Consider the following 19,179-nt stretch of genomic DNA (forward strand, 5'->3'; position numbering starts at 1 on the left):
CCTCCCAGCCGGAGCCGTCGCAGGAGCCGTCGCAGGAGCCGTCCCAGCCCCCCACCACGCCGCCGGGGCCCGAGGAGCCGACGGCCGAGCCGACCCTGAGCCGCCCGCCGGGCGAGTTGCAGTGCGTCCGTTCGCCCTGCAACTGACACCAGGGCGGGATGTCCGTGATCGCACGCAGATCATGAGAAAGTCGTCGAGTGGACTCGACTCGTGACCTTCTCGTAGCCCTTGCCGGTAGATATGCCTTCTCCGACCTCGGTGCGCTGACGTCCGACTCGGAGGTGGCCGAGGTCTGCGAGTTCGGGCACCGGCTGCTCTCGCTCGATGCCGAGGACTTCGCCGCCGAGGCCCGGGGCGTGCCCGCCGGCCTGCGGCGGCGGGCGCGGGCCTGCCACATGCCGCAGACGCCGCGCGAGCAGCCGCGCGGGGCACTGGAGTCACTGCGCCCCGCCTACGGGCTGCTGCTGGAGGTCATCGCCGTACGGTGGCACCGACGCGAGCTGAGCCCCATGATCGCCGCGGTCCACATCGCCGGCGAGTACCTGCCGCTGGTGGCGTTCGAGGCGCATCTCGGCCACGCCGGAGACCCGGCCCGCTGGCCGGAGGGGCTGAGCGCGCCGGGGAGCAGGTTCGGCGTGATCGGCGACCGGGAGTGCGACCACACGAAGTCGGAGCAGTCGGCCACCAACAGGACGTTGCGGGTGGCGGCCGAGCCGGCCGAGGGGTGGCGGGCGTACTTCGACCGGCAGCACAGCCAGGTGGCGGGGGCGCTGGGCGTGTGCGTGGCCGCGTGCCGCAACCCGTGCACGGCCATGGACTGGATCGAGCCGGAGGTCCGCGCCGACCTGCAGGCGCGGGCCCGCACGGCGCTGGCCTTCGCCGAGACGCCGCTCGTCCGGCTGCGTCACGCCGCGCCGGTGGGGCACGGGTTCGGGGTGCCGTCGCCGGAGGAGGTGCTGGACGCCTGGGAGCGCAGCCGGGCGGTCCTCGACAAGAACTCGGTCGGCACGGCGGCGCTGAAGGACGACGGGTTCCCGCTGCCGGGGCTGCCGTCGTTGTTCTCGGCGATCGCGGCCGCCGACATCCAGCCGGCGACCCTGCTGCGCGACGTCAGCGAGCACATCACCGCCCTGCTCGGACGCGGGTGACCACCGGCGGACGGTGACCTACGCGGGTGGCTACCGGCGGGCGGCGGCCCGCTTGAACGCGGGTGATCTACCGGCGGGCGGTGGCCTGCTCGCCGAGGGCGGCGATACCGTACAGGAGCCCGCCCACCAGGTCTCCCGCGCCGAACGCGGTGGCCATCGACATCGCCACCATCCGGCAGGCGCCGTCGGAGAGCCTGCGCCGCGCGTTCTGCCCTGTGACGATCTCCACGCCGCGGCCGTCGAGGTCGACCAGCACCACCACGGCGTCGTCGGCCTCCTCGTCCAGGGCGGCGTGCAGGCGCTCGGCGAAGTGGCGCCGGCCGTCCTCCGGCTTACCGAGGAACAGCCCGAACCGCAGCCCGCTGCGCCGCTCGGCGGTCAGCAACGCCTGCCTGACGTCGTCGGCCTGGGGCGCGGTGAGCGGCCTCATGGCTCACCATCCCGCCGAGGCGCCGCCGGTGCGGCCGCCCGGCTCGGCGGTCTCGGCGGCGGCCACCCAGTCGTTGCCGGGCCTGTCCGCCCAGCGCGGCACCCGGTCGGTCAGCACCGGGTCGGACGTGCTGACCCCGCGCTCGCTGCGGCCGGGCCCGCCCAGCCAGACGGGGCCGGAGTCGACGTGGCGCGGTGTGCCGCGGCCCGGCACCATGACCAGCAGGCTGATCAGCACGAACAGCCCCATGGACATCCCGATGAGAGCGAGCAGAATCTCCGTCGCGCTGTTCACGACTCGACCGTAAACCGCGCAAGGTGAGCGGACCAGACCCACGTCGTGCCGTACATGATCGGGACGCCCTCCAGCAGGTTAGGATCCTAGGTGTCGCAGGGCATCTCTAGAGAAGATGAACCTAAGACATACCCCGAAATCCCGGGTGGAACACGATGAGCCGGGCCATAAAACTATGGACGCGGCAACACTAGGAATCATTTCGATCTCCGAGCTACGGTGAGTTACGTGGACTCCGACAACCAGCGAGAAGACGGTCACAACGCGTCACCGATCTGGGTGAGCGACCGGCCTGAGAGCGAGCAGACCGCCACCGCGAAGCCCTCGGCGCCCACCTCCACGTACGCGCCGGTGGAGCGCGCGTCCGTGGGGACCCTGCTGCGCCAGCCGCGCTTCCGCCGGCTGCGCAACCGCGCGATCCTGGCGCTCGGCGTCGGCGTCGTGGTGGGGTTCCTCGTGGCCGACTGGCGCATCGGCGTGACCGCCGGCGTGATCGCGGCCATCGCCGAGGCGGTCTACCGGGCCCGCACCAACTCCTCCGTGCCGGCCTGGCGGCGCACGTCCGTGGCGGAACGCCGCACCGAGGGCCAGCTGCGCAAGCTCGAGCGCAACGGCTACCGCACCCTGCACGCCAGGGCGATCCCGGGCAGCGAGGCCCAGATCGACCACCTCGTGGTGGGCCCGACGGGCGTGTACGCGGTCGACTCGGAGAAGTGGGACCGCCGCCTGCCCGTACGCGTGCAGATGGGCAAGAAACTCTTCCACGGCCCCTTCGACAAGAAGGAGCGCCTGACCGAGGCCAGGTGGGAGGCGACCCAGGCCGGCGAGCTGATCACCAAGGCGTTCGGCCGCGAGGTCACGGTGGTGCCCTCGCTGGCCATCTACGGCCCCCCCGTGCCATGGAAGATCATGACCATCCGCGGTGTGGACGTCTACCAGGGCGACCGTGCGCGCAGGTGGATCACCAAGCGGGAGCGGGCGCTGACCGACGCCGAGATCGACCGGCTCTACGACATCGCCGCCCAGGTGCTGCCCGCCCGCTACGGCGAGGACTGACCCTCTCCGGCCGCCAGCTCCGCGCCGAGGGCGTCGAAGCGGGCGGCCAGCTCCTCGCTCGGCGGCAGGTCGCGCGGCAGCCGGGAGTAGAGCGCCGTACCGAATCCGGCCACGCGCACGACGCGGTCGATCAGCGCCTCACGGTCGGGCCAGGGGAACGACGGCTGCGCGATCATCAACGACGCGCAGCCGTGCAGGGCCGACCACAGGCCGAGCGCGACCTCCGCGGGGTCGCCCTCCACCACGCCGGTCTCCATGCAGGCCGACACGGCGTCCACCATGTGCCCGAACGCCTCAGCAGCGGCGGGCGGCACTCCCGGCGAGGCTGACGGGCGCATCATCAGCACGCGGTACTGCACCGGATGGTCGAGGGCGAACCGGATGTACGCGCGGGCGCACCTGCCCATGGCCGGCCACGGGTCGCCGCCGAGGTTGTCGCGGAACAGCCGGCCCAGCTCTCCCCACACGCGCATGCAGACCGCCTCGACCAGGGCCTCCTTGTCGGCGAAGTGGAGGTAGACGGCGGGGGTGGACACGCCCGCCCGGGCGGCGACGGCGCGCAGCGTCAGGGCCTCCTCCGTGCCGGCCTCGGCCAGCAGCTCCTCGGCCGCGCTCAGGAGCTCCTCGCGGAGCTGCGCTCCCTCTCCTCGTCTGGCGCGTACGCGTCTCATGGTCACGCATGAAGGTTGACACCGTCAGGTTAACGGTGTCAACCTGAGCGCCTTGGTGGAAGGGATTGCTAAATATGGGGACTTTTCAAGAAGCAACCGCACTGACCACCCGGGGGGACGGCGCCTTCGGCGTCACGCTCGACGCGGACTGGAGCATCGGGACCCGGCTGCACGGCGGTTACCTGCTGGCCGTGCTGGCCGGAGCCGCGCGCGAGAGCGCGGGAGCCGATCATCCGCATGTCACGGCGGTCACCGGCTCCTTCATCGGGCCGCCCGAACCGGGCGAGGCGGTGGTGCGGGTCGAGACCCTGCGGATCGGCAGGAGCGTGACCCAGACCAGGGCGTCGCTGACGCAGGAGGGCCGTACGTGCGTCGAGGCGCACGTCACGCTGGGCGTGCTGGACGACTCCGGCCCCTGGTGGTCGGCGCACGAGCCGGTCGACATCCCGCCCGAGCAGGAGTGTTTCCGGGTTCCCGTCGAGCCTCCGGGCCTCGGCGTCCGGGTGCCGCTGATGGGCGTGCTGGAGGAGCACGTCCATCCGGGCCACCTGGGGTTCGCCTTCGGCGAGCCGGCCGGGAACGGCGTGATCGCGTCCTGGCAGCGGCTGGGCGACGGCTCCGACTGGGACCCGGTGAGCCTGCTGGTGACGCTCGACCCCGGGCCGCCCATCGCGTCGGAGCTGGGGCTGACGGGGTGGTTCCTGACGATCTCGCTGTCGGCGTATCTGCGCAGGCTGCCCGCCCCCGGGCCGGTCCGGGTCCGGCTGTCGGCCACGGACGTCGGCGGCGAGCGCATGGACCAGTCGGTCAGCGTGTGGGACGCCAACGACCACCTGGTGGGCCAGGCCACCCATCTCACCGGCGTGCGGCTGCCCGCCGGGCGGTAACCCGGCCCTGGCCGGTGCGCTCCCTCGGGCGGTCTATCGTGTGAGGGAACGTGCCGGCCCGGGCGAAACCGTCGACATGGCTGTCCCGTGGCTCATCGGAATCTCCCACCCACGAGTTCCGGCACGCGTTCCGGCGACGACCGTCCGATGCGTGGACACGCGTCTCAGTTGCCGGGCAGTGGTCGTACCATGTGAAGACTCGCCAACGATGGGAGATGCGAATGCCCGCCCTCAGGTCACGTACAGTCACCCACGGCAGGAACATGGCCGGTGCCCGGGCCCTGCTCCGGGCGACCGGCGTAGCCGGGAGCGACTTCGGCAAGCCCATCATCGCGGTGGCCAACAGCTTCACCCAGTTCGTGCCGGGTCACGTGCATCTGCGCGAGGTCGGCGACGTTGTCTCGGCGGCGATCAGGGAGGCGGGGGCGATCCCCCGCGAGTTCAACACGATCGCGGTCGACGACGGCATCGCGATGGGCCACGGCGGCATGCTCTACTCCCTGCCGTCCCGCGAGCTGATCGCCGACGCGGTCGAGTACATGGTGGAGGCCCACTGCGCCGACGCGCTGATCTGCGTGTCCAACTGCGACAAGATCACGCCCGGCATGCTGCTGGCGGCGTTCCGGCTGAACATCCCGACGATCTTCGTCTCGGGCGGCCCCATGGAGGCCGGCAAGACGCCCGGCAGGAAGCTCGACCTCATCGACCCGATGATCGCCTCCGCCGACGACTCCGTCTCCGACGCCGAGCTGCTGGAGATGGAGGAGAGCGCCTGCCCGACCTGCGGCTCCTGCTCCGGCATGTTCACCGCCAACTCGATGAACTGCCTCGCCGAGGCCATCGGCCTGGCGCTGCCCGGCAACGGCACGATCCTGGCCACGCACAAGGCGCGCAAGAAGCTGTTCGAGGACGCCGGCCGCCGGCTCGTCGAGATCACCCGCCGCTACTACGAGGACGACGACGAGTCGGTGCTGCCGCGCTCGATCGCCACCCGCGAGGCGTTCGAGAACGCGATGGCGCTCGACGTGGCGATGGGCGGCTCGACCAACACGATCCTGCACATCCTGGCCGCCGCCCGCGAGGCCCGCGTCGACTTCGGGCTCAAGGAGATCAACGAGATCTCGCAGCGCGTGGCCTGCCTGTGCAAGGTGGCCCCGGCGACCAACAAGTACCACGTCGAGGACGTCCACCGCGCCGGCGGCATCCCGGCCATCCTGGGCGAGCTCGACCGCGCGGGGCTGCTGCACCGCGAGGTGTCCACGGTCAACGGCGGCACCCTCGCCGACCTGCTGGCCGAGTGGGACGTCCGCTCGCCGTCGGTGCGGCCCGAGGCCGTGGAGCTGTGGCACGCGGCGCCCGGCAACGTCCGCACGGTCAAGCCCTACTCGCAGGACAACCGCTGGGACGACCTCGACCTCGACCGTGAGGCGGGCTGCATCCGCGACATCGGGCACGCCTACAGCGCCGACGGCGGCCTGGCCGTCCTGTACGGCAACATCTCGCGCGACGGCGCGGTGGTGAAGACGGCCGGCGTCGACGAGTCGATCTGGACGTTCAGCGGGCCCGCGGTGGTGTTCGAGTCGCAGGAGCAGGCGGTCGAGGGCATCCTCGGCGGGCGCGTCAAGGAGGGCGACGTGGTGGTCATCCGCTACGAGGGCCCCAAGGGCGGCCCCGGCATGCAGGAGATGCTCTACCCGACCTCCTTCCTCAAGGGCAAGGGCCTCGGCAAGGTGTGCGCCCTAGTCACCGACGGCCGCTTCTCCGGCGGCACCTCCGGGCTGTCGATCGGCCACGCCTCTCCCGAGGCGGCCGAGGGCGGCGCGATCGCGCTGGTCGAGGACGGCGACATCATCGACATCGACATCCCCGGCCGCTCGATGGAGCTGCGGGTGCCCGAGGCCGAGCTGGCCGCTCGGCGTGAGCGGCTCCTCGCCGAGCTGGGCGGCTACCGTCCGCGTGATCGCGACCGGAAGGTGAGCGTGGCCCTGCAGGCGTACGCGGCGATGACGACCTCGGCCTCGACGGGCGCCTCCCGGGACCTGTCCCAGCTGTCCCGCTGATTCGCACCCGTACGGCAGGCGACTGGGTTCTCGCCTGCCGTACGGGTCCCTGTGACCCCGCACAGGTTTTCGAAAAATGTCGGTCGGGATCCCTATTCTTGGGGTATGACGACAGTCGTGAAGCACGATTCCCGCCCGCTGACGACCGCCGAGATCGCCGCCCTCGCCCTCTCCCTCGCTCACCTCGGAGCGGGCCCCCAGGCCGTCACCGCCAGGCGCGGCCTGCAGCACGCGCTCGAGCACCTGGAGCTCGACGACGACGTCATCGCCACCACGCTCACGACCCTCACCGAGCCGCTGCCCGCCGACGTCGCCTCCCGGGCGCGGCTCATCGCCGACGCCATCACCAGCCGTCTCATGATCCGCCTCCACTACCGCGACGCCTCGGGCACGATCACCGTGCGCGACGTCGAGCCGGTGACCTGCCTGGTCCACCGCGAATACTGGTATCTCGTGGGCGTGTGCCGGATGCGCCGGGCGATCAGGGCGTTCCGCTTCGACCGGATCATCGCGGTCGAGCCGACGCTCACGCCGTCCCGTCCGCATCTGGCCGACCGGTTCCTGCCGTTCCAGCGGCGTAAGCGGCGCACGACCGCGGCCGCGTGAGCCCGCAGAACTAACCGGGCTTTGACCGGGCCCTCCCCCGGCCGTTGGGACGGCGGATGGCAGGCTCCCGCACATGCGCGTTCGGGAGTTCACGCTGTTCGCCGTCCTGCTGGCCGTGTTGCCGGGCTGCGCCGCGCGGGCGGCCCCGGCGGCGCCCGAGGCGCCGCGGCAGGTCTCCGCGCTGCCGGCGGCCGAGCGGCGGGCCCTCGACCGGGCGCTCGGCCGTTACCTGCGCGACCGTCCGGGGCGGGCGGCGCTGGCCGTCCACGACCGCACGACCGGGATCCGGTACGCCTTCCACGAGCGGGCGCCGTTCGTGCTGGCCAGCGTGGCGAAGGTGGACATCCTGCTGGCGTTCCTGATGGCCAAGGGCGGCGAGCGGCTGAGCGAGCTCGAGCGCCGGCTCGTCTCGTGCATGATCCGCCACAGCGACAACACCTGCGCGCGCCTGCTGTACGTGACCGTGGGCGGGCGATGGGGCCTGGCGCGGACACTCGACCGGATCGGCGCGCACCACACGCGGCCAGGCCCCGGCTTCCTGTCGGGGTGGACGCGCAGCCGGCCGTCGGACCAGGTCCTGGTGCTGGAGCGGCTCACCGACCCGTACGGCCCGCTCTCCGCCCGTGCCCGGCGCTACGCCCTGGAGCTCATGTCGTCGGTGGCGCCGTCACAGGCGTGGGGCGTCGGCACCGTCGCACGGACGGGTGAGGTGGCGCTGAAGAACGGCTGGCTGCCCACCGAGCTGCACGACGGCCTGTGGACGGTCAACAGCGTGGGGCGCCTCGACGTGCGCGGGCACGAGCTGCTGGTCGCGGTGTTGTCGGAGCGCAGCCCCGACATGCCGACCGGCGTCGACACCGTCGAACGCCTCGCCCGGCTGGCCGTGCGGGCGCTGGCCGAGGAGGAGATCGTCGACGAGGGCGTACGGCTGGCGGTGGCCCGGCGGCTGGTCGGCAGCCGGGCCTTCCGTGAGACGTGGGCGTACCCGCGCCCCGGCCCTACACCCCCGGCGGGTCAGGACGCGCAGCACCCGCCGCCGCAGCAGCCCCCGCCGGGGCGGGGCGCGGCGGCACCGCCCGTCATGGAGACGGTGGACAGCAGCTTCACCGTGTCGTCGTGACCCTCCGGGCAGCTCGCCGGATCGTCGGAGGCCGACATGGGACGGGACACCTCGAAAGTCGAACCGCAGGCGCGGCAGCGAAAGTCGTAACGCGGCATGGCACCAAGGGTAACGGCATCACTCTGCATAGGTCAGGTGGGCGTAGTCGGAGATCGGGCGGTAGCCGATGGACCGGTAGACGGAGTTGCTCGTCGGGTTGGCCAGGTCGGTGAAGAGCACGACCTGGTCGCAGCGTTCGTCGAGGCCGATCCGGCTGGCGTACGCGGTGACGGCCGCGCCGTAGCCGCGCCTGCGGCGCGAGGGCGGCGTGTAGACGGGCCCGATGCGGCAGACCCCGCCGCACGCCGGGGAGAGGGCGGCGAGCGAGACCGGCGCCCCTTCGTCCTCCCACACGAACAGCTCGCGGCCGGACAGCCGCCGTGCCACCCGCTCGGCCACGTCGGCCTCGCCCATCCCCACCTCCGCTCCGAAGGCGTGGTACCAGCTCACCAGCAGCGGGAAATCGCCGGGCACGGCGAGCCGCCCCCGCCCCGGCACGTCGGGGACGGTGAGGTCAACCAGCCGGTAGAGCCGCTCGGAGACGGCTCTCGACGGCTCCCCGAGCAGGCGTACCACCTCGGAGATCACCTCCACGGGGCCGACGACCTGGGACACCCCGCCTTCCAGCGCCGCGAGGAGCGGGGCCACCGCCTCGACCGGCACGGCGAAGAGCCCCGCCGGATGCGGCGGCGTACGGAAGACCGCCCCGCGGATCTCACCGCCGGACGTCCACCAGCCGAACAGGGGATGCTTCACGGGCAGGCCGGCCCGCAGGTCGGCCAGGACGGTGAGCGCGACCGTGTGACGCACGGGGTCGCCGAGCAGAAAGGGCTCGGCGACCGCCGCGTATTCCTCGACGTCCGAGGTGAAGGTCCACATGCCTGCTCATGCTGTCAGGCGGCGGACCTCCCGCTCAATGCCGTTTCAGGCGGCCGCCTCGAGGTAGGGCGCCCACTGCGGGTCGCCGATGAGCGAGGCGCCGATGAGCCGCCAGTGGGCGCCCCGTGGCACCGCGGGGCTGACGCGCAGCGTCCACCCCAGCTCCTCGAGGTACTTGTCGGCCTTCCTGTGGTTGCAGCTCACGCAGGAGGCGACGCAGTTCTCCCACGTGTGGGTGCCACCCCGGGACCTCGGGATGACGTGGTCGATGGTCTCCGCCTTCTGCCCGCAGTAGGCGCAGCGGTAGTCGTCGCGCCGCATGAGGGCGGCCCTGGTCAGCGGGATGCGGGATCGGTAGGGGATGCGGACGTATCTGCGGAGCCTGATCACCGAGGGCACGTCGAGCGTGCGGCTCGCGGAGCGCAGCACCGCGCCCCGGCCGTCGCGGTGGACGACATCGGCCTTCTCCCGCAGCACGAGCACGATGGCCCGGTGGAGCGAGAGGGTGGTGAGCGGCTCGTAGGTGGCGTTGAGCAGCAGGACTTGGCGCATCATCGGGCCTCTCCCTGCCGCGCGGGTATCAAAGGGGACATGCCGCGGCATGTCCCGACTGTCGGCCCCTCCTGGGGCACTCGTGCTTCCGTCACGTGGACCTCCGCCGGACGGTCCAGCGGATGGTCACCACGGCACCGTCCTGTCACCAAGTCTGGCGTTTGCACCGTGGTCCCCGCCACCCCAAAAATTTCGGACCCGGGATGACCAGAGGGACGCACGGTACGTTTTATGCCCCCTCTACCAGCGCTTTACGCATCGCCGTTGGCATAGGGTTCCCTGCATGACGCGAGAGCCGTACCCGAGCGCACGCCGCGAAAACATCATCGACATCCTGCACGACACGCCCGTCCCCGACCCGTACCGGTGGCTCGAGGATTCCGACAGCCCCGAGACCAAGGGGTGGCTGCTCGCGCAGGCCGAGTTGTACGCCAGGGAGCGGGGGCCGCAGCGGTTCAAGAGCCGCATCGCCGAGTTGCTGAGGTCGGGCTCGGTGGGCGTCCCGGCCTGGCGCGGCGGCCGCTACTTCTTCTCCCGGCGCACGCCTGACCAGGAGCACGCCGTCTACTACGTGGTCGAGCCCGACGGCACCGAGCGGCCGCTGATCGACCCCATGGCGATCGACCCGTCCGGCGTGACCACGCTCGACGCCGTCCAGCCCGACAAGGAGGGGCGCCTGCTGGCGTACCAGATCTCGGTGGGCGGCGACGAGGAGTCGGTCCTCTACGTGATGGACGTCGCCACCGGCGCGCGGGTCGAGGGGCCGATCGACCGCTGCCGCTACTCCCCGATCGCCTGGATGCCGGGCGGTGAGGCGTTCTACTACGTCCGCAGGCTGCCGAGCACCGAGGTGCCGGAGAACGAGACGCAGTTCCACCGCCGCGTCTACCTGCACCGCGTCGGCACCTCCACCGAGGACGACGTGATGATCTTCGGCGAGGGCCTGAAGATGACCAACTACTACGGCGTCTCGGTCTCGCGCGACGGCCGCTGGCTGCAGGTGTCGGCCAGCGAGGGCACCGCGCCGCGCAACGACCTGTGGGTCGCCGACCTGACCGCCTCGCCGATCGACCGTCCCGAGCTGAAGGTCGTCCAGGAGGGCGTGGACGCGCAGACCGGGCTGATGTTCGGCCGCGACGGCCGGCTCTACGTCCACACCGACCGTGACGCGCCGCGTGGGCGGGTGTGCGTCACCGACCCGGCGACGCCGGGCTTCGAGACGTGGCGCGACCTGATCCCGCAGGACCCGGAGGCGGTGCTGTCCGACTTCGCGATTCTCGACGACCTGGAGCGCCCGGTCATGCTGGTGGGCTGGACCCGCCACGCGATCAGCGAGATCACCGTTCACGACCTGGAGACCGGCGAGCGCGTCGGCGAGGTGCCGACGCCGGGTCTCGGCACGATCGGCGGCATCGCCGAGCGGCCGGAGGGCGGTCACGAGGCGTGGTTCGGCTACACCGACAACACCACCCCGCCCACGATCCAGCGCTACGACGCCCGCACGGGCGAGACCACGCTCTGGGCGGCCTCCCCCGGCGCGGTCGAGGTGCCGCAGGTCCGCACCGAGCAGGTCGTCTACCAGTCGCATGACGGCACCGACGTCCGCATGCTGATCATCTCGCCGGCCGGCGAGGCGAGCGGCCCGCGCCCGACGATCCTGTACGGCTACGGCGGCTTCGGCCTGTCCATGACGCCCGGCTACTCCGCGTCGATCCTGGCCTGGGTGGAGGCGGGCGGCGTCTACGCGATCGCCAACCTGCGCGGCGGCGGCGAGGAGGGCGAAGACTGGCACCGCGCCGGCATGCTCGGCAACAAGCAGAACGTGTTCGACGACTTCCACGCGGCCGCCGAGCACCTCATCGCCACCGGCGTCACCACGCCGCAGCAGCTCGGCATCTCCGGGGGCTCCAACGGCGGCCTGCTGGTGGGCGCCGCGCTGACGCAGCGCCCCGAGCTGTACGCCGCCGTGGTCTGCTCCGCGCCGCTGCTCGACATGATCCGGTACGAGAAGTTCGGCCTCGGCGCCACCTGGAACGTCGAGTACGGCTCGGCCGACGACCCCGAGCAGTTCCGCTGGCTGCTGTCGTACTCGCCGTACCACCACGTCCAGGAGGCGGTGGCCTACCCGGCGACGTTGTTCACCACGTTCCAGTCCGACACGCGGGTGCATCCGCTGCACGCGTGGAAGATGTGCGCGGCGCTGCAGCACGCTTCGACGGCGGACCGGCCGGTGCTGCTGCGCAACGAGGCCGAGGTCGGCCACGGCGCGCGGGCGGTGAGCCGCACGGTGGACCTGTCGGCCGACACGCTCACGTTCCTGGCCCGGCACACCGGCCTGTAGTCGAGACCATGAGCGACCTGGGGCCGGTCATGGTGGAGGCCGCCCCCAGCGCCGGCCTCCGGCCGTACGTCACGCGGCTGTGCGCGTTCCGCGAGCACTACGCCGCGCCGGTGACGCGGTCGGAGGCGGCCGAGCCGGGGGCGGTGCTCGTGCTGGCGTTCGGCGCGCCGATGGAGGCCGGCGGGCGGCGGGTCACGGCGTTCACCGGCGGGCTCGGCGACCGGTTCACCGTCACGCGCACGGCCGGGCCGATCGAGGGCGTGGAGGCGGTGCTCACGCCGTTCGGGGCCAGGAGGCTGTACGGCGTCCCGATGCGCCACCTGACCAACCTCGTCGTGCCGGTCGGCGACCTGCTCGGGCCGTGGGCCGGCCTGGTCGTCGAGCGGCTGGCCGGCACGTCGTCGTGGCGGGAGCGGCTGGCGCTGACCGACCGGCTGCTGCGTGAGCGCATCGCGGCCGGTCCCCCGCTGCGGCCCGAGGTGCCGTGGGCGTGGGCGCGGCTGCTGGAGTCGGGCGGGCGGGTGAGCGTGTCGTCGCTGGCCGAGGAGCTCGGCTGGAGCCACCGCCATCTCGTCGCCCGTTTCCACGACCATGTGGGGCTGCCGCCGAAGACGGCGGCGCGGGTGATCAGGTTCGCGCGGGCGCGGCGGCTGCTGCGGTCGGGCGCGCCCCTCGCCGAGGTGGCCGCGGCGTGCGGCTTCTACGACCAGGCGCACATGAACCGGGAGTTCCGCGCCCTGGGCGACACGACGCCAGGTCAGATTCGTCCAAGACCCGCGGGCGCCGCCTCGGCATCCTGAGGTCATGCGCACCGTTTACGCACTCGCTCGATATCACGACTGCCAGGCCGCCGTCGACTTCCTGACCGCCGCGTTCGGGTTCCGCGTGCGGGAGGTCTCCGAGGACGACTCCGGCGCCGTCCACCACGCCGAGCTGCTCGTCGGCGACGACATCGTCATGCTCGGCCGGGGGGAGCCGGGCGGGCCGGGGATCTACATCGCGGTCGACGACGTCGACGCGCACCACGACCGCGCGAAGGCCGCCGGCGCGGTGGTCACCATGGAGCTCGTGGACCAGCCGTACGGCTCCCGCGAGTACGCCTGCGAGGATCCGCAGGGCAACCTGTGGTTCTTCGGCACGTACCGCCCGTGACGCCGGGCCGTTCTGTCGGTGGGGGGCTGCGAGGATCCGGTGGCATGACGACGGATCCCCTCGCCCCCTACCGCTGGCTGGAGACCCCCGAAGGCAGCCCGGCCAACCCGCTCGACGTGATCTACTGCGTCTCCTTCCTGCGCGGGGTCGATCCCGCCGAGGTGCTGCGGCGCTTCGACCCCGAGGGCCCGCCGGGGCGGGAGATGGGCTTCGACGAGCTGGAGGAGGCGGTCCACGAGTTCGTCGAGGAGACCGACGGCGGAGCCGGTGGCGGCTACGCCGGGGTGGTGGCGGCCGGCGAATGGAGTGTGGCCGTGGAGTTGTGGGGGTGGTTCGGCACGATCGACGACCACGGGATCGCGCGGACGTTCGCGCTGGCGGCCCTGATCACCGGCGTGCCGATGTCCCGCGATCTCCTCGCGGGCCCGTTCCTCGTCGGCGCCGTCGCCGAGGGGCGCGGCTAGCGCGGGAAGACGACGGTCTTGTGGCCGTCGAGGAGGACGCGCTGCTCGGCGTGCCACTTGACCGCGCGGGCCAGCACCAGCGACTCCACGTCACGGCCGATCGCCACCAGGTCCTCCGGCGAGTGGCTGTGGTTGACCCGGGCCACCTCCTGCTCGATGATCGGCCCCTCGTCGAGGTCGGAGGTCACGTAGTGGGCCGTGGCGCCGATGAGCTTCACGCCGCGGTTGTAGGCCTGGTGGTACGGCTTGGCGCCCTTGAACGACGGCAGGAACGAGTGGTGGATGTTGATGGCCCGCCCCGCCAGCTTGGCGCACAGGTTCTCCGACAACACCTGCATGTAGCGGGCCAGCACGACGAGGTCGACCTGGTAGTGCTCGACCAGCGCCAGCACCTCGGCCTCCTGCCGGGCCTTGGTCTCCGGGGTGACCGGCAGGTGGTGGTAGTCGATGCCGTACGACTGCGTGAGCGGCCGCAGATCGGGGTGGTTGGAGACGACGGCGGCGATCTCGATGTCGAGGGCCTTGGAGCGCACCCGGTAGAGCAGGTCGTTCAGGCAGTGGTCGAACCTGCTCACCATGATCAGCACCCGCGGCTTCCTGGCCACGTCGCGCAGGGTGAACTCCATGCCGAAGTCGGGCGCGAGCGCGGCGAAGGCGGCGTTGAGCTCGTCCTCTCCGGGCGGCCCGGCGAACTGCACCCGCATGAAGAACCGCTCGGCCACCCGGTCGCCGAACTGCTGGCTCTCGATGATGTTGCAGCCGCGGCCCGCCAGCAGGCCCGAGACGGCGGCCACCACACCGGGGCGGTCGGGGCAGGACAGCGTCAGGATGTATTCGGCGGGGCTGGTCATGACTTCACTCTCGCGGGCATAGACGGTGGCGGCTCCTGGCCTCGATCGAGGGTACCCGCGGTGACGGCCTCGCGGTGAGCGCTTCAGGTCTGCGGGTCTTTCGCCCAATCTCGGGTAGTTATCTGACATTACCGAGCAAAACACCGGAATTCGGGAGTGGCGGGACGGGGAACTACTGCCGCCTTTCTGGGCATGTGTGAGCCTTCCGAGGTCGTAGGAGAGTGGAGCATGTCCCGCCCCAGGTGGGTGGGGCGGGATGGAGCGCGTGCCGTTGGACGTCGTCGTACTGGCCTTGATCGCCGGCCTGTTCGCCGTCGTGTCCGGGATGAACGACGGTGGCGCCCTGCTCGCGACCGGCCTCAAGCTGCCCACGGTGCGCCCGGCGACCGGGATCCTCACCCTCGTCGTGCTCGTCGCGGTCATCCCGCTCTTCACGCACCAGGTGGCGCTGACGTTCGTGACCAGGCTGGCCTCGTTCGAGGATCCGGGCGGGCGGATCGCGATGGCCATCGCGGTGGTCGCCTCGCTGGCCGTGGTGATGCTGCTCAGCGCGCTGGGCCGGCCGACCAGCCTCACCCTGGCCGTCGTGGGCGGTCTGACGGGCGCCGGGCTGGGCTGGGGGCTGCCGGTCTCGTGGGGTTCGGTGGCGCTGGTGCTGGCGTTCGGGGTGGCGGCGCCGATCGTGGGCGGGATGCTGGGCTGGGCCATGATCCGGGTGCTGGTGGCCTCGGCGCGGGCCTCGGCGCTGCGACATTGGCACTCGGCGGGTTTCCTGCTGCAGACCCTCGCGTACGCGGCCAACGACGGGCAGAAGATGCTGGCCGTGTTCATGGTGGCGCTCGGGTTCTCCGGGGCGCCGGTGGAGTACACGGTGCTGGTGGCGGTGCTGTTCGGGCTCGGCACCATGTACGGGTTGCCCAAGGCGGGCCGGACCCTGAGCCGGGAGATCATCGTCTCCAGGCCCCCGCACGGCGTGGCGGCCGAGATCGGCGCCGGGGCGGCGGTGATGGCGTGCGCCGCCGCCGGGATGCCGGTGAGCATGACTCAGGCCGTCGCGGGCGGCCTCATCGGGGCGGGCGTCTCCCACGGCGGCGGCCGGGTCCGCTGGTACGCCGCCACCAAGATCGCCGCGGCCTGGCTGCTGACGTTGCCCGCGAGCGGGCTGCTGGGGTGGTGCCTCGCCCTGCTGGTGAAGGGTTTCGCGAGCCTGGAAGTGGCGTGAGAAGGGGCGCGTGAGCGCCATGGAAGGAGTGGCATGTCTCCACGAGACGCGCTCCTCGGAAGCGGGAGGGCGATGAAGAGATTGCGGCGTATCCGCGACCTGATGAGCGGTCGCATGGACAGCGCGCTCACCGAGGCGCTGCTCGGACAGTTGCAGGCCACCAAGGAAGGCGCATGGCTGGCCATGGCCATGATCGGCGGCGAGGTCGGCAGGACGGGCGCGCACGAGCAGATGCGCTCGATCGAGCACCTCGGCGACGAGGAACGCGGCCGCCTCGTCGAAGAGCTGAAGAACGCCCTCGTCACCCCCATCGACCGGGAGGATCTCTTCCGGCTCTCGCGCTCGATCGACGACGTGCTCGACTCGCTGCGCGACTTCGTCCGCGAGTCGCATCTCTACCGGGTGCCCGACCAGATCCGTTTCTCTCCCATGCTGGACCAGGTCATCGCGGGCATCGAGGCCCTGGAGGGCGCCGTGCGCGACCTCTCCTCGCGTCCGTCCGTGGTCATCCTGAACGCCCTGGAGGCGAAGAAGGTGGGCGGGGTGATCCGGAAGATGTACCAGTACGAGATCTCGCGGATCTACTCCGGGGAGATCACGGCGGACACGATGAAGGAGCGGGAGCTGGTCCGCCGGCTGGAGATCGTCGGCGTGGCCATCGGCGAGGCCGCCGACGCCATCGCCGACGGCGCGATGAAACGGTAACCGTCGGGAACGGCGGGCCCGGCGGGTGATCAGCAGGCGGCTCACGGGTGAGCCAGTAGGCGGGTCACCCGGCGGGCGCCTCAGTGGATGGCTCAGTGGCTGTTGAAGGCGTTGATGCCGGTGAGGTCGGCCGACAGCGCCCACAGGCGGGCGGCCTGGTCGGGGTCCACGGCGTGGTCGCGCACGCCGGACCGCGCGCTCGCGGGCGTGACCTCGGCGATGTCGCAGTCCTCGCAGTAGACGCCGCCCATGCCCGCGAGCTGCGGTGACGTGGCCGCCCACACCTGGGTGGCCGCGCCCTGCTCGGGCGTCTTGAAGCTGGGCTCGACCTGGTTGCCGTCCTCGTCGATCCAGCCCGCCGCCACCATCTCCTCCTTGGCGAGGTGGCGCTGGAGCGGCGTGAGGATGCCGCCCGGGTGCAGCGCGAACGCACGTACCCCCTGGTCGCGGGCGAGCCGGTCGAGGTGCACGGCGAACAGCACGTTCGCCGTCTTCGACTGGCCGTACGCGACCCACTTGTCGTAGCCGTGCTCGAAGTGCACGTCGTCCCAGCGGATGCCCGAACGGCGGTGCCCTGCGGACGACACGGACACCACCCGGCCCCGGCCGCGGGCGATGGCCGGCCAGAGCAGGTTGACCAGGGCGTAGTGGCCGAGGTGGTTGGTGGCGAACTGCGCCTCCCAGCCCGGCCCCACCCGCGTCTCCGGGCAGGCCATGACGCCCGCGCTGTTGATGACGATCTCGGCGCTGCGCCCGGTGGCGAGGAAGCGCTCGGCGAAGGCGCGTACGCTGCCGAGGTCGGCGAGGTCGAGCTCGTCCACCTCGACCCCGTCGATGCCCTCCACCGCCTGCTCGGCGGGGCCGACGCGACGGGCGGGCACGACGACGTGGGCGCCGGCTCGGGCGAGCGCGCGGGTGGTCGCCAGCCCGAGGCCCGAGTAGCCGCCGGTGACGATCGCCAGTTTCCCCGACAGGTCGACCCCGTCGAGCACGTCGTCCGCCGTGCTCCTGGCGCCGAACCCCGACCCGATCTTGTGCTGTGGCGTGCTCATGGCATCACCGTACGCAGTGGAGTTCACTCCAGGTCAACCGCCGGGATCTCCCTGGGTTTGGTTGCCCGGGGCCGTTCCGCCGCGCTGCAATGAGCGGTGTGACCGCCCATCACGGGACGAGTGGACGCCCTCGCCTGGCAGTCCGCGCCGGCCTGCTCGACGAGGGCGGCGACCTCATCGACGCCCTCAGCCCGTACGTGGACTGGGTCTCCGGCGCGGCGGCCGACGGGTGCCTGCGCGAGGAGGACGTGCGTGACCCGGCGGCTCGGGAGGCTTTCCTGGAACGGGTCTTCGCGCACGCCCGGCTGCGTACGCTGCTGGAGGGCGACTGGCGACCGCGCGATCTGGTCGCCTTCCACGCGCGGCACAAGATGCAGCTGCTCGCCCACGACCCTCGGCTCTACCGTGAGGCCGGTCGCATGGTGGCCGCCGCCGGCACGCGGCCGCGCGGCGAGGTGGCGGCGGAGTACGCGGCGGTGTTCCGGCGCGCGCTCGCCGCTCCCGTCACCGTCGGCAGGAACGTCAACGTGTTGCAGCACTGCCTCGGCATGCTCGGGCTCGACCCCGAGCGCCGGGCGGAGGTGCTGCGGGCCATCGACGCCTACCAGGCGGGCCGCGTCCCGCTGAGCGAGGCCGCGGCCCTGCTGCACCGGCACGCCGCCGACGAGTCCGGTGGGTACGTACGCGATCAGACGTACTTCGCGCCCTTCCCGGACGGGCTGCGCGGCGACCTCAGCCCGGCCGACGGTGACGTCCGGCACGGCACCCTCAGCCCAGGTCGACAGTGACGCCCGGCGCGGCGACCGACAGCTCGCCGTCGTAGGACGCCGCTGCCGCCGCCAGGGCGGGCTCCGGCGGGGTGTCGGGCCACAAGTGGGTGAGCACGAGCCGCGCGGCGCCCGCCGACGCCGCCGTACGGCCGGCGTCGCTGGCGGTGGACAGGTACGGGGCGTCCTCCTCGGGCACCTGCTCCGGGTAGGTCGCCTCGGCCAGGTACAGGTCGGCGTCCCTGGCCAGGGAGAGGAGGTCGGGCGAGGGGCCGGTGTCGCCGGTGTACGCGAGCACCCGGCCGCTCCCGCCGGTCAGCCGGAGCCCCGCGTCGGGCACGTGGTGCGGCAGATCGAACACGTCGAGACGGAACGGGCCGATCTCGCACGGCACGCCGGGCATCAGGTCGTGCGCGACGAACCCACCGGCCAGCATGCGCGGCCCGTCCAGAGCGAGAACCGCGTCCAGCGCCCCAGGCGGTGCGTGAACCGGCAACGGCGCCACCGGTGAGTCGCCCAGCACACGAGCGCGCAGCAACGGGTTGAGATCGGCGCAGTGATCGGGATGACCGTGGGTGACCAGCACCGCGTCCACGTCAGCAGCCGCCACATGCTGCAGCAGCCTGGGCAAAGTCGCGTACCCGATGTCGAGCAGCACCCGAAATCCGTCCTCTTCGACGAGGTACCCGCTGCACGCCTCCCCCGCCGCCGGCCAAGCCCCACACCCGCCCAGCACCGTAACCCTCACGCCGATCGCCACCCTTCACCCTCACACCAGCGGACCCCACGCACACCGACCTCGGCCCACCTGAGATCACCAGCCCCAGCCCGCAACCCAACCAGCCACGCGGGTTGACGTCCAGCCGAGGTGTGCCCGACCACG

At 72.0% G+C, this 19,179-nt stretch carries 21 protein-coding genes and 1 pseudogene; 13 read left to right on the forward strand and 9 right to left on the reverse strand.

Annotated features, from left to right (window positions below):
* Positions 1–197: 197 nt before the first annotated feature.
* Complete coding sequence (locus tag C1J01_RS11555; RefSeq protein WP_111178933.1) at positions 198–1,148, forward strand: hypothetical protein; 951 nt, start codon at positions 198–200, stop codon at positions 1,146–1,148.
* A 67-nt stretch (positions 1,149–1,215) separates the two neighbouring features.
* On the opposite strand, the gene C1J01_RS11560 is transcribed toward C1J01_RS11555, so the two are convergent.
* Together C1J01_RS11560 and C1J01_RS11565 are read right to left on the reverse strand one after the other, a co-directional pair.
* Positions 1,216–1,578, reverse strand: coding sequence for a DUF5130 family protein (locus C1J01_RS11560; protein ID WP_111178934.1), 363 nt, complete (start codon positions 1,576–1,578; stop codon positions 1,216–1,218).
* A 3-nt stretch (positions 1,579–1,581) separates the two neighbouring features.
* Positions 1,582–1,872, reverse strand: a complete 291-nt coding sequence (locus tag C1J01_RS11565) for a hypothetical protein (RefSeq protein WP_111178935.1) — start codon at positions 1,870–1,872, stop codon at positions 1,582–1,584.
* 228 nt (positions 1,873–2,100) lie between these two features.
* Here C1J01_RS11565 and C1J01_RS11570 point away from each other — a divergent pair, with 228 nt between their 5' ends.
* Positions 2,101–2,928 (forward strand): nuclease-related domain-containing protein, encoded by an 828-nt coding sequence (locus C1J01_RS11570; RefSeq protein ID WP_111178936.1) that lies wholly within the window; start codon positions 2,101–2,103, stop codon positions 2,926–2,928.
* Here C1J01_RS11570 and C1J01_RS11575 read toward each other — a convergent pair.
* Positions 2,913–3,599, reverse strand: coding sequence for a TetR/AcrR family transcriptional regulator (locus tag C1J01_RS11575; protein ID WP_235854387.1), 687 nt, complete (start codon positions 3,597–3,599; stop codon positions 2,913–2,915). The two genes, C1J01_RS11570 and C1J01_RS11575, sit on opposite strands and share 16 nt — an antisense overlap.
* A 74-nt stretch (positions 3,600–3,673) precedes the next feature.
* Between C1J01_RS11575 and C1J01_RS11580 the strand changes: the two genes are divergently transcribed.
* From C1J01_RS11580 to C1J01_RS52030, 4 genes and pseudogenes are all read left to right on the forward strand, one after another.
* The gene (locus C1J01_RS11580) at positions 3,674–4,486 is read left to right on the forward strand and encodes a thioesterase family protein (RefSeq protein ID WP_111178938.1); all 813 of its coding nucleotides are present in this window, start codon (positions 3,674–3,676) and stop codon (positions 4,484–4,486) included.
* A 221-nt stretch (positions 4,487–4,707) separates the two neighbouring features.
* Complete coding sequence (gene ilvD, locus C1J01_RS11585) at positions 4,708–6,546, forward strand: dihydroxy-acid dehydratase (RefSeq protein WP_111178939.1); 1,839 nt, start codon at positions 4,708–4,710, stop codon at positions 6,544–6,546.
* A gap of 105 nt (positions 6,547–6,651) precedes the next feature.
* Entirely contained in the window at positions 6,652–7,152 is a 501-nt protein-coding gene (locus C1J01_RS11590) for a helix-turn-helix transcriptional regulator (RefSeq protein ID WP_181448700.1), read from the forward strand.
* A gap of 361 nt (positions 7,153–7,513) precedes the next feature.
* Positions 7,514–8,032 (forward strand): annotated as a pseudogene (locus C1J01_RS52030) (serine hydrolase); the annotation flags it as partial.
* 134 nt (positions 8,033–8,166) lie between these two features.
* Here the strand turns inward: C1J01_RS52030 and C1J01_RS11600 are convergent.
* Genes C1J01_RS11600 through C1J01_RS11610 form a run of 3 tightly spaced genes read right to left on the reverse strand, consistent with a single transcriptional unit; the run spans position 8,167 to position 9,742 of the window.
* Entirely contained in the window at positions 8,167–8,370 is a 204-nt protein-coding gene (locus C1J01_RS11600) for an FmdB family zinc ribbon protein (protein WP_111178942.1), read from the reverse strand.
* Between the two features lie 19 nt (positions 8,371–8,389).
* Positions 8,390–9,190 (reverse strand): GNAT family N-acetyltransferase, encoded by an 801-nt coding sequence (locus tag C1J01_RS11605; protein ID WP_111178943.1) that lies wholly within the window; start codon positions 9,188–9,190, stop codon positions 8,390–8,392.
* A gap of 45 nt (positions 9,191–9,235) precedes the next feature.
* Positions 9,236–9,742, reverse strand: a complete 507-nt coding sequence (locus C1J01_RS11610; RefSeq protein ID WP_111178979.1) for an HNH endonuclease — start codon at positions 9,740–9,742, stop codon at positions 9,236–9,238.
* Positions 9,743–10,025: 283 nt separating this feature from the next.
* On the opposite strand from C1J01_RS11610, the gene C1J01_RS11615 reads away from it, so the two are divergent.
* The 4 genes from C1J01_RS11615 to C1J01_RS11630 are packed head-to-tail and all read left to right on the forward strand — an operon-like array spanning position 10,026 to position 13,699.
* Positions 10,026–12,083, forward strand: coding sequence for a prolyl oligopeptidase family serine peptidase (locus C1J01_RS11615; protein ID WP_111178944.1), 2,058 nt, complete (start codon positions 10,026–10,028; stop codon positions 12,081–12,083).
* Positions 12,084–12,091: 8 nt separating this feature from the next.
* Positions 12,092–12,883, forward strand: coding sequence for a helix-turn-helix domain-containing protein (locus C1J01_RS11620; protein ID WP_111178945.1), 792 nt, complete (start codon positions 12,092–12,094; stop codon positions 12,881–12,883).
* A 4-nt stretch (positions 12,884–12,887) separates the two neighbouring features.
* Complete coding sequence (locus C1J01_RS11625; RefSeq protein WP_111178946.1) at positions 12,888–13,235, forward strand: VOC family protein; 348 nt, start codon at positions 12,888–12,890, stop codon at positions 13,233–13,235.
* A gap of 44 nt (positions 13,236–13,279) precedes the next feature.
* Positions 13,280–13,699 carry a DUF6461 domain-containing protein gene (locus tag C1J01_RS11630; protein ID WP_111178947.1) on the forward strand — a complete coding sequence of 140 codons (420 nt, stop codon included), beginning with the start codon at positions 13,280–13,282 and terminating at the stop codon, positions 13,697–13,699.
* Here C1J01_RS11630 and purU read toward each other — a convergent pair.
* Positions 13,696–14,550 carry a formyltetrahydrofolate deformylase gene (gene purU, locus C1J01_RS11635; protein WP_111178948.1) on the reverse strand — a complete coding sequence of 285 codons (855 nt, stop codon included), beginning with the start codon at positions 14,548–14,550 and terminating at the stop codon, positions 13,696–13,698. The genes C1J01_RS11630 and purU overlap by 4 nt on opposite strands.
* A 271-nt stretch (positions 14,551–14,821) precedes the next feature.
* On the opposite strand from purU, the gene C1J01_RS11640 reads away from it, so the two are divergent.
* Together C1J01_RS11640 and C1J01_RS11645 are read left to right on the forward strand one after the other, a co-directional pair.
* A complete protein-coding gene (locus tag C1J01_RS11640; RefSeq protein WP_111178980.1) occupies positions 14,822–15,772 on the forward strand; it encodes an inorganic phosphate transporter in 951 nt (316 codons plus the stop codon).
* Positions 15,773–15,844: 72 nt separating this feature from the next.
* Entirely contained in the window at positions 15,845–16,477 is a 633-nt protein-coding gene (locus tag C1J01_RS11645; RefSeq protein ID WP_111178949.1) for a DUF47 domain-containing protein, read from the forward strand.
* 92 nt (positions 16,478–16,569) lie between these two features.
* On the opposite strand, the gene C1J01_RS11650 is transcribed toward C1J01_RS11645, so the two are convergent.
* On the reverse strand, positions 16,570–17,529 hold the full coding sequence (locus C1J01_RS11650; RefSeq protein WP_111178950.1) for an SDR family NAD(P)-dependent oxidoreductase: 960 nt from the start codon (positions 17,527–17,529) through the stop codon (positions 16,570–16,572).
* 98 nt (positions 17,530–17,627) lie between these two features.
* Here C1J01_RS11650 and C1J01_RS11655 point away from each other — a divergent pair, with 98 nt between their 5' ends.
* Positions 17,628–18,317, forward strand: a complete 690-nt coding sequence (locus C1J01_RS11655) for a YbgA family protein (RefSeq protein WP_235854385.1) — start codon at positions 17,628–17,630, stop codon at positions 18,315–18,317.
* Here C1J01_RS11655 and C1J01_RS11660 read toward each other — a convergent pair.
* Positions 18,298–19,044 carry an MBL fold metallo-hydrolase gene (locus C1J01_RS11660; RefSeq protein ID WP_111178981.1) on the reverse strand — a complete coding sequence of 249 codons (747 nt, stop codon included), beginning with the start codon at positions 19,042–19,044 and terminating at the stop codon, positions 18,298–18,300. The genes C1J01_RS11655 and C1J01_RS11660 overlap by 20 nt on opposite strands.
* Positions 19,045–19,179: the final 135 nt, after the last annotated feature.

Source organism: Nonomuraea aridisoli, from assembly GCF_003236395.1.
GTDB classification, from domain to species: Bacteria; Actinomycetota; Actinomycetes; order Streptosporangiales; family Streptosporangiaceae; genus Nonomuraea; species Nonomuraea aridisoli.